This is a genomic window from Shewanella carassii (genome assembly GCF_002777975.1).
GTDB lineage: Bacteria > Pseudomonadota > Gammaproteobacteria > Enterobacterales > Shewanellaceae > Shewanella > Shewanella carassii.
The window spans coordinates 1-9,298 of record NZ_NGVS01000038.1 but is presented as its reverse complement, the minus strand read 5'-3'; the positions used below and the strand labels follow the sequence as shown (position 1 = coordinate 9,298).

9 protein-coding genes are annotated in these 9,298 nt (G+C 50.3%); all 9 read left to right on the top strand.

Annotated elements, in window-relative coordinates; genetic code table 11:
* Positions 1-563 (top strand): bacteriophage T4 gp5 trimerisation domain-containing protein (locus CBE72_RS19580; RefSeq protein WP_420876325.1); only part of this gene is annotated, 563 nt, incomplete at its 5' end.
* Positions 560-1,450, top strand: coding sequence for a DUF4123 domain-containing protein (locus CBE72_RS19575; protein WP_100145993.1), 891 nt, complete (start codon positions 560-562; stop codon positions 1,448-1,450). The genes CBE72_RS19580 and CBE72_RS19575, both read left to right, overlap by 4 nt.
* Entirely contained in the window at positions 1,447-4,737 is a 3,291-nt protein-coding gene (locus tag CBE72_RS19570; protein WP_100145991.1) for a toxin VasX, read from the top strand. The genes CBE72_RS19575 and CBE72_RS19570 overlap by 4 nt, the downstream gene beginning before the upstream one ends.
* 91 nt (positions 4,738-4,828) lie before the next feature.
* A complete protein-coding gene (locus CBE72_RS19565) occupies positions 4,829-5,929 on the top strand; it encodes a hypothetical protein (protein WP_100145989.1) in 1,101 nt (366 codons plus the stop codon).
* 107 nt (positions 5,930-6,036) lie between these two features.
* Positions 6,037-6,411: a hypothetical protein gene (locus tag CBE72_RS19560; protein WP_100145987.1), complete on the top strand. Its 375-nt coding sequence runs from the start codon at positions 6,037-6,039 to the stop codon at positions 6,409-6,411.
* A 3-nt stretch (positions 6,412-6,414) separates the two neighbouring features.
* Complete coding sequence (locus CBE72_RS19555) at positions 6,415-7,200, top strand: hypothetical protein (RefSeq protein ID WP_100145985.1); 786 nt, start codon at positions 6,415-6,417, stop codon at positions 7,198-7,200.
* 468 nt (positions 7,201-7,668) lie between these two features.
* A complete protein-coding gene (locus CBE72_RS19550; protein ID WP_100145983.1) occupies positions 7,669-8,187 on the top strand; it encodes an Hcp family type VI secretion system effector in 519 nt (172 codons plus the stop codon).
* A gap of 424 nt (positions 8,188-8,611) precedes the next feature.
* The gene (locus CBE72_RS20510) at positions 8,612-8,995 is read left to right on the top strand and encodes a contractile injection system protein, VgrG/Pvc8 family (protein WP_100145981.1); all 384 of its coding nucleotides are present in this window, start codon (positions 8,612-8,614) and stop codon (positions 8,993-8,995) included.
* Between the two features lie 98 nt (positions 8,996-9,093).
* Positions 9,094-9,298, top strand: a 205-nt coding sequence (locus CBE72_RS20505) for a contractile injection system protein, VgrG/Pvc8 family (RefSeq protein ID WP_167387704.1), incomplete at its 3' end; no start/stop codon positions are given.

Genomic DNA, 9,298 nt, shown 5'->3' with positions numbered 1-9,298 from the left:
AAGAGGAGATTTACCTGCATGCGCAGAAAGACCTGAACCTACTGACCGAGAATGACAGACACGAGCATATCAAGCACGACAGCCACCTGGATGTGGACAATGAAAGGCGCAGCCGCATCGGTGGTAACGACCACCTGACGGTGTTGGGCGAGTCCCGTCAGCAGGTAACAGGCGACAAGAGCCTGATAGTGGATGGCAGCTATCAGCAGAAAGTCGCCGCCAAAGAAGCGCTCGAAGTGGGCAGTGAAGTTCATCTCAAGTCATTGGGGAAAATGGTGCTCGATGCTGGCGCCGAGATCAGTATCAGTGCCGGTGGCAGCTTCGTCAAAGTCGATCCGGCCGGGGTGCACCTGGGCGGCGCGGCGGTTAATCTCAACTCGGGTGGCAGCCCCGGCTCAGGCAGCGGCTTTGCCGGCAAGGCACCGGAGCTTCCGGGTGAAGTGGCCGCTGCCGAGTTGCCCCAAGCTGAAATCGGGTTTGTTCCCGCAAAACAAGTGGCCGCACTTAAGGGTGAAGAGCCCTTGTGTGAAGTATGTAATGAGGGGGGGGGATTAACCCTATGAGTACAGGTGTCAAATTGACACTGCCCCCATTTATCTTGGATAAAGGGGAGCAGATCTATTTATGTGTTGATGGCGGCCAAATCCCCGAGCTGGCCAGGCAGTTATACGGCCTAGCTGGAGAGCTCGATCTTGAAGCCATATATCTGTTTCAGCCTTACGACACATTAAAATCAGTATCTCCTTACGTGATAAGAGCCACTGAGCCAGTCGAGCAATGGTTTTTAGCTCAAAACAAGCCGTTATCTGGATACTTCTTCGCCTCCGCATTGCCCCTCAATGTTATCTGTAGCCAGATGAGACGGCTGATCAGGATCCAGTCTCCCTATGGCAGCCAAGTGTTTTTCAAGCTTGCCCACAGTGAGGCGGCTTGGGTATTACTGGATACTCACATGCCACAATTGTGGCAATCCATGACTCAGGCATGGCTACCGACACGAGATGGCTGGCGTCATCTGAGGCAGCCGGAGATGGCGGATACACAGATAAGCCCAGATATAAAACTCAGCGATGAGCAATGGCGACGTCTGGGGCAGATCTCATGGTGTAATATCCAAAAAAGTATCGCCCGCCACATGATGAAATACTTCCCCACTCGCTGGGCTGAGCTCCAGGAACCACAGGCTTGGGTAGCTCGTTGGGCTGATATCGCCTACCAAAAGGGATTTTGCATCGAACGTGATCTATTGATGTTTTTCAACATCATCGGCTTTTTAGGTGAAGCTGCACTTACTGGCGCAGCTTACCCGGATATTCGTCTCTTGGTCGATACTCCCTCTGCGTTGCCGCCCACACAGCGCATTGAACAGGCCGCTGAGCTCGCCTTTCAATATAGCCAACCTAAGCCGGCATCTGCTGCAACACAGCAACAAGAGGAATCTGCAGTATGAACAACCCCATGGACGCCGCGAGATGCGGCGAGGTGAAAGACGCCAAAAGTCCTATTGGTACTTGTCAGTTAATGAAACCGTCAGTTCAACTGATCCCAGTGCGTTATGGTTTGGTTGAACAGCTTACGCCTACCGATATCAAGCTTCCTTATAAGACTAAGGCAAAGCCTCTTGGGATAAGATTATTACGCGATGGCTGGCTGTATATCATAGTGGAAAAAAAAGGAGAAACCCTCCTTCATGAATATGTTGTTAAGCAGGGAAAAATCAGCAAACTGGTGTGGCAAGGCAGTGAAGTGGCCAGCGATGTGCGAACCCACTCAGTGGGAGAGGCTGCGTTGATATTTGCCAAAAAACACACCATCTATGCCGCCTATTCGGAACTGCAATGGACAGCGGTGAAGTGTTCACAAGTCATTGCCAATGAGAAAGATAGACAGCGCTTTATGCAGGCTATCAATCTGGCCGCTGCCGATGCAATGAAAGGCGGCAAAGATCTGTTGACATCCCAGCAGGCAAAAAACTGGCTGGCCGAGTGTGCTGAAAAAATGACTGCCTCGGAAGATCAACCAACGCCTTATATCTGGGAGCACAAGCCCCTATATAAAGCGGTTGATTTTGCATCTCTGTCGGCCACAGTTGCCATGCAGTATAAAGAAGATCATCTCTATCTGATCCTCAATGATGATATAGGTGTATTGCGGGACTTGGCCGAATATCAGAACAAAGTTGCCCAGTGGCTGGAAGAATGGCAAAGCGATGAGATGCGCTATCAAAAGTATGTCGAAGGCGGCTATATCGAAAGCCAATTATTATTAACGCCTCAACGTATTGACAGCTTTGCCTTTGCTGTCGGCGATACCAGTTTTGCCAAGTCTCTTAATTCAGTCCAAAAATCAGCAGTCATCGATTGGCTACATGAACTTGATGAAAAATATGACGATATGGCCCGCCCGACGGTCGGTGAAAAGTATCGCAATATGAAAGCGGCACTGGGGCCGGATCTCATGGATAAGTATGAGGATGTCATTCATTCGGTAAAGGAACAGTACATATTGCAAAACAGAGGCGGCTCTTTATTGAATGTGTCCTGGGGAGATTGGAATGCCGGTAAAGACGGCATTCGTGATTTAATTCATCTTGATGAGATGAGGCAGTTTTTACAGCAGGAGCGGACTAAGCTGCAGGGTTGGCATCGGATGCTTGACGCCATCACGGCCGATCGCAGCGCTTTATTTATCCGCTTTTATTTTGCAGCCTGGTACTTTGATTCCACATCCAGTAAACAATTGCGTGAATATCTGGCCGCCGAATACAGCTGTATTAAAGATCTGTGTTGGAATGACACTGCCAGTGCCTTGGTTGCCGGCACCTTGGATAAATTCCCCTGGATAAGCTACCCGGCGGTCTTTACCTTAAGTACTGATGCCTATGATAAGCTGACCCAGAAGATCCTAGATCATATCAATAAGATAAAAAGTAGTTTGACTGCCAAAGAGTCGGCGCAAGAGTTCAACAACATTGGTACGAGTTTGAACAGCCTGGTATCGAATGAGCCGGCAAGACTAAAATTTACCAATCTCGATGATGAGCTGAAGGCGTTTCATCAGTTGACCATTGACAGCTATCAGCCGGCCATGACCTTGGCACTGGCAGATAAGACTCAAGAGTTACTACACTCAATGTCGCAAAATCTCCAGTTTGACCCCAATAGTGTGTTACGAAACTTAAACAATGCAGGGTGGCTGGAACTCCTTAAAGCCTATGGTGTTCAGGGGGTCACAGTCACAGTGGCATCTGCGGCTGAAGCGACAAAGTTTGAGTCTCTGACAACAGATGCCTCGAACTTACGCCAGGAAAATACCCGACTTAGTCATCAGATCCGTGAAGCTTTTGCTCGGCATCGCAAAAAGGGCAATTCCGGTGAACCCGAGAACGTTAAGTCTCTGCGCCAAAGTCATCAGGCAAATCAGGATAAGCTCTCTCTTCTCGAGCCCCAAATTGCCCAGAGTATGACCCCCTATGGTGAGCAACCCGGTAAGATTGGCTATCAGATAAAGGGGCTCACCCCAGAGCAGCGCGCCGAGATCAAGGTCATGGCCCGGGATCAGCAACTCAAAAAAAGTGGTAAGTTGCAGTTTCGCGCCAATGGTTGGGATGCCCTGGCCTTTATGCTGACTTGCTTTGCCGTTTGGAATGCTGCCAAGACATATAATGACAGTTTTGATAAACAGAAAGATGTTTCAGATTTGGATATCAGTCGCGATCTATCCGGTGCCCTAGGAGCCAGCTTTGGTTTGGTGCAGGGCATTAAGGCTACAACTAATCTGAGCGCCTTAAAACGGGTGCAAAGCGGTGCCGGCAAGCTGCAATATGGCGCCAGTCTGGGGCGCTGGACGGCGGGTATGGGCTTGTTAGCCTATTTTTTCAGCGGTACTTTTTCAGGCGCCAAGGCATGGCAAGCTCGGGAAAAAATGAAGATGGCCATGGATGCCGGCGATGCAGATGCCCGCAATCGCGCCATTATGGAGTTGGCGGCAGAGTCCAGCCTCACAGTTGTCAATGGCTCTGGGTTTATTCGCACTGGTATTATTGCCCTCTCTATCTGGAATGATACCCGCAATATCCCTAAAGCCATGCTATGGGCTACCAACAGTGGCAGATTGCTGAGTATCGGTTTGAGGGTTAATCTTATCGGTATCGCGATATCGGCGCTGCAACTCGGCACAACCGTTATCTACAATATGAACCAGCGCACGGACTATCAGAATTGGTTTGAAAAGAGCCGCTGGGGCAAGAAACCCGCCTTTGACTCTCTACAAGAGAGTAACTATCAGTTGGCGAAGCTCACCGCCAAGCCCAGAGCCAACCTGATTGAGCTAACTCAGGGCAGAGCCTTGTCTGTGACTCTGCCCGGGATCTCGCTGGAGCAACTGGATGACGCCGAGGTTAAGCTCGCCGCTTACTGGATGACCGATGCACAAAGCAATGACTGGCAGGCCTACACGGCAGCGCTGGAGCTGCAATGGCGTTGCTTGAGTGAGCCAGGTGAACCTTTACAGATTGCGTTGCTCATCTACCCCAATGAGACTAACGCCAACCATGGCATTGCCCTGGAGCTGAATTATCGGCCGATGCCGGACTCCAACAGGCGAGAGACGGTGCGCTTTCAAACCGAGAGTTTTTATCGCGTCGGCGCCTTGAGCCAGGTGCAGCTGTTTAAGGCCAGAAATGTCTCAGAGGCCAACCTGCGCCCGCTCACTACAGCGCAGCTGTCATTCAAGTAATGCCGTTTTCGCGGCAATAAGAGTAGCAATTAGCAATAGCATCAGTTAGCAAGCGTATCAACAGACAATACAGAGGTAAATAGAGTCAATTATGAGTCAAACATCAGCCAGCTTAGATCTTAATGCCACTCCCCCTTATGCAGGGGAGCTGCGCCCCTTTCCCCTAGGCGAGGCACTGTTTTTCTCCCCCAAACCCCTGCCTTCGGCCATGGACTCATCGGCACTTGGCCCCTCGGGCGAGGTACTGGAAATCAATGATGTTTATATGGACATAGGCGGAACCAGTCATGGCAAGGCCTTTCAGGTGCAGTTGTACACTGGCTGTATAAGCTTTTTCCTTTTTGTACAAATGGCTACCAGCCTGTTGATAGCGCGTAAGGATTATATTATCAATGACGGACAGGCTTCGTTTTGGCATTACTTTGTTGAATCTGTGATTGAGTTGTTACCATTCACCATTATTTGCGCATCCGTTGCCCTCTGTTTAGGCGGCTATGTCATCATCAGCACATCGCTGAAAGCTGCCCGCCAGCGGCCGCTGAGGTTTAACCGCCAGCGCCGTGAGGTGTGCTACTACCCCGAGGGCAGCAAACAGCCGCAGTTTATTCCCTGGGAGGAGGTGGTGTCCTGGGTCGCCATGCATAAGGGCGCCACCGGCACCAATGTGATGACTAACGTCACTTTTGGGATGGCCTTGCCCCATGGCGACAACTACTGGGTGCTGACCCGGCCGGTTGCCACAGTGGCCTCGGCGCAGCTCTCCTGGGAGACTATGCGCTGTTATATGGATGAAGCACCGGAATATTGGGCCTCAGCGGCGCAACCGGAAGATAGACACAGCTTTGATAAGCATCGCAAGTTGCTGCACGAACACTTTAAGATAGGGCCGAAAAACCTGTTTTGGATGGAGTGGGGTCTGCACAGCACTTCCTATGCGGGCATGGTGTGGTTTTATCTGGTGAATGTGTTTTGCCTGTGGAAGTTTCCCTATTGGGTGTCAGAGTGGACCCAAAACCTTGCCACCTTTAAACCCACCGCAGCACTGGAGGCCTGGTCTCAGCCGTTGCCTGAAAGTGAATGGGCCCAGCCCAGCGCAGAGCTGGTTCGCTTAAAAGCGGAAATCACCGCGCACTACCAAGCCGGAGGCTCTCTGGGCGACTTTCAGCAGCATCTTAAAAGAAAGGTAGATTAAAGTTTCACGCCAGTGGCTGGGATACCCTGGCTTGGATGCTGTACTGCTTTCCTATTTAGAATACGGCTAAAGATATGTAATGACAGACGCGAGCATATCGAGCACTTTTGGAACTCACAAGTAGAGTTTGGGGGGATATCACACCCGTACGTTTGAGTGATGCGGCGATGCAGCAGATCTTGACTAAAGGTTTGCCTAATCGCTTGGACAACGAGTTGAATATCGATCTCAGTCCGCCAGAAGGTATGGGGATCCATTGGTTGGTCCCCGTCGCAATGAAGGAGTCCTACTCTGAAATTTGGCTTTCCGTGCAAAGATATGACCTCACCAACGTTGCTAAAGAGTGGTGCTTTGAGATAGACCCTCTGGATATCGGTAACATATACAATGGCAAGACTATCAAGCCAGCAGCCAAGGGCAGTTTCGCTTGGCCTAGTGGGGCGACTCCCGTTATGCTGAATATGAAAAATATCATGGAGTAGATAATGAGCGGAATCATTGAACGGCCCGATTATATTCAGTATAACCAGACAGCATTAGAGGAAGGTTGTTTTACTCAGGAGGATATTGGGCAGTTGGAGCATGAGGAGGCTGTATTTCTGTGGGAATGCCCAAGAGCCTTTGACTGGCCAACGAGTGCTTTGGTGCTTCACAGTAAAATAATATTGGGGATGTTAGCTTTACCTGTTGCTGCTCCCATCTTAAGCAGACTAATTAGTGATGAAGGCAGATGGCAAACCCTGGAGATATGGGACTTTTATCTTGCAATTCTATTTGGTGTTATCTTGCTTGCTTTTTATGCTCTTACTCGAAGCCAATATCATCATATCGCTTATAAGATTACTCAAAGTGGCATGCTTGAAGATAATTTAAAGCTATATCCAAAGTGGCGCTATCGTAAGTTGGATTTTACCGCTTTAGCGTTAATGTTGCGAATAGGTGCTTTGATATTGTTACCTTTGGTTTTTATGACGAATCCATTGCTGTTAGCCGGACCCGGAGGTTTGGTGCTTTTAAGTTTTTGTCCTGTTCCCGATTACGAGCCTGAAAAGGCTCAATATGTACCGTTGTTTTGGGATGAAAAGGATCAAAAGGGTAAGCTAATATTTACTAAGTTGAAAATTGATAGCCGCAGGAAAATGGTGTTGATAAGTGGTGATATAGAATCTTTTTGGGGTAGTGTCAGTATATTTTGTAATAAAACTAATTTTGAAACGGTAGTCGATTTTATTGTTAAAAGGTTGCCTCATCTGCAAGTTACCCGCTTATGAGTTAATGGGATCAAACTTTCCACACATCCGGAAGTTGTTGGTCTAAATCTGATAAATGCTGAGGTATGCTTAAAGTGCCGGATTGTCAGTTTAGATAGGTAAATACGATACCTTTGGGTTCAAGCGATTCATAGAAATAATTGCGACAGCAAGCTAAGGCTTGCTGTTTTTTTATCCATTCATTTTCTTATCGAATTACGCGTTATTGGCTCACAAAAGCCAGTCGACTTCAGCTTATTCCTTGGGACATTCCTTCAGGCAACTCTTTCGGGCAACTCTACTTGGGCAACTCTCTTCGGGCAAGAAGTTGCCCGGCGAGCAAAAAATTGCCCGGGTTCGGGCAAGAAATTGCCCGGAGAGTGGGGGGTGGTTTGGATGTTGTTGTAAAACAGTGGCTTACGATTTGGCATGCTTCTGGCATTGGGAGATGAGGTTTTATCACTCATTCAACAGTAAAAGGAATTAACCATGCCAACACCATGTTATATCTCCATCGAAGGTCAAACCCAGGGCAACATCACCGCAGGCGCGTTTACGGCCGAGTCAGTGGGCGACATCTTTGTGGAAGGTCATGAAGACGAGATGCTGGTTCAGGAATTCAACCATGTGGTGACAGTGCCGACCGACCCACAGTCAGGTATGCCTTCGGGTCAACGGGTGCACAAGCCGTTCAAGTTCACCGTGGCGCTGAATAAGGCAGTGCCTTTGATGTACAACTCGCTGTCATCCGGTGAGAAGCTGAATAAGGTTGAGCTGAAGTGGTACCGCACCTCTATCGAGGGCAAGCAGGAGCACTTCTTCACCACCAAGCTTGAAGGTGCGACGATAGTGGACATCAACTGCCACATGCCACACTGCCAGGACCCGAACAAGGCGGATTTCACTCAATTGGTTGAGGTGGCAATGGCCTATCGCAAGATAGACTGGGACCACGTGAGTGCCGGTACTTCAGGTGCGGATGACTGGCGCAAGCCCATCGAAGCCTGATAGTGTGTGTCAGCCACCGCCTTGCGGTGGCTGTTTGCCATTGGGGTGTTTTCTGGCGAGGACGTCAACTGACAGTGTAAACGGTTGATGGAGAGACAGAGAGCAGGCCAATGGCTTTTGGTGCAATTCGGCTAAACGGACATTCAACAGACATTCAAGTCAATCGCATTTAAACCAAGAGCAAAACGGCACTCAGCGACAGCGAGCAAGCCCAAAAGAAAGTCAGGGCTGAGGCAAGCCAGGCAGTAGCTTAAGTAACAATCCTGAGCAACAAGCCTAAGCAGCAAGAGTACCGCGAAAGGACAGGGACAATAAGGACAGCGAAGATGAGTCANCCCTAAAACAGGGGAAGCCGGGGCTCAGACAGCAAGAGCTCAGACAGCAAGAGTACCGCGAAAGGACAGGGACAATAAGGACAGCGAAGATGAGTCATCAAGGGAGCGGCATGCGTTTTGGATTCAAGGCGGGCAGTTTGGCAGAGGATAGCCTGTCGGTGCTGTCGTTCAAGCTGGAAGAATCGCTGTCGAGTCCTTATGTGGTTGAGCTTGAGCTGCTGAGTCGCCGGGACGATATCAAGGCGAGCGACTTGGTGGACCAGAGCGGGGTACTGAGCTGGTGGCAGGACGGCGAATGCCAGCGAGAACTGCACGGCATAGTAAGCCGCTTTGGCCGCGGCGACAGCGGCCACAGACAGACCCGCTACCGACTGAGGCTGGAGCCGGCCCTGAGCCGCCTGCAACTGCGGCGCAACAGCCGCATCTTCCAGGAAAAGAGCCTGACCGACATCATCGCGGTGNCTACCGGCTGAGACTGGAGCCGGCCCTGAGCCGCCTGCAACTGCGGCGCAACAGCCGCATCTTCCAGGAAAAGAGCCTGACCGACATCATCGCGGTACTGTTCGGCGAAATGGGCATTACCGACTACGCCTTTCGCTGTGACCCGCGCCATGAAAGCCGCAAACGGGAATACTGCGTGCAGTATGGCGAGAGCGACTTTGACTTCTTCGAACGCCTGACCCGCGAAGCGGGGCTGTTCTACTACTTCGAGCACAGCAGCGACAAACACACCCTGGTGCTGTGCGATGCACTGGACAAACTGAGCCTGAGCCCCC

What these genes read in the sequence shown, in the direction of transcription:
- CBE72_RS19575 (WP_100145993.1), top strand. Translation starts at nt 560, where the DNA reads ATGAGTACAGGTGTCAAATTGACACTGCCCCCATTTATCTTGGATAAA.
- CBE72_RS19570 (WP_100145991.1), top strand. Translation starts at nt 1,447, where the DNA reads ATGAACAACCCCATGGACGCCGCGAGATGCGGCGAGGTGAAAGACGCC.
- CBE72_RS19565 (WP_100145989.1), top strand. Translation starts at nt 4,829, where the DNA reads ATGAGTCAAACATCAGCCAGCTTAGATCTTAATGCCACTCCCCCTTAT.
- CBE72_RS19555 (WP_100145985.1), top strand. Translation starts at nt 6,415, where the DNA reads ATGAGCGGAATCATTGAACGGCCCGATTATATTCAGTATAACCAGACA.
- CBE72_RS19550 (WP_100145983.1), top strand. Translation starts at nt 7,669, where the DNA reads ATGCCAACACCATGTTATATCTCCATCGAAGGTCAAACCCAGGGCAAC.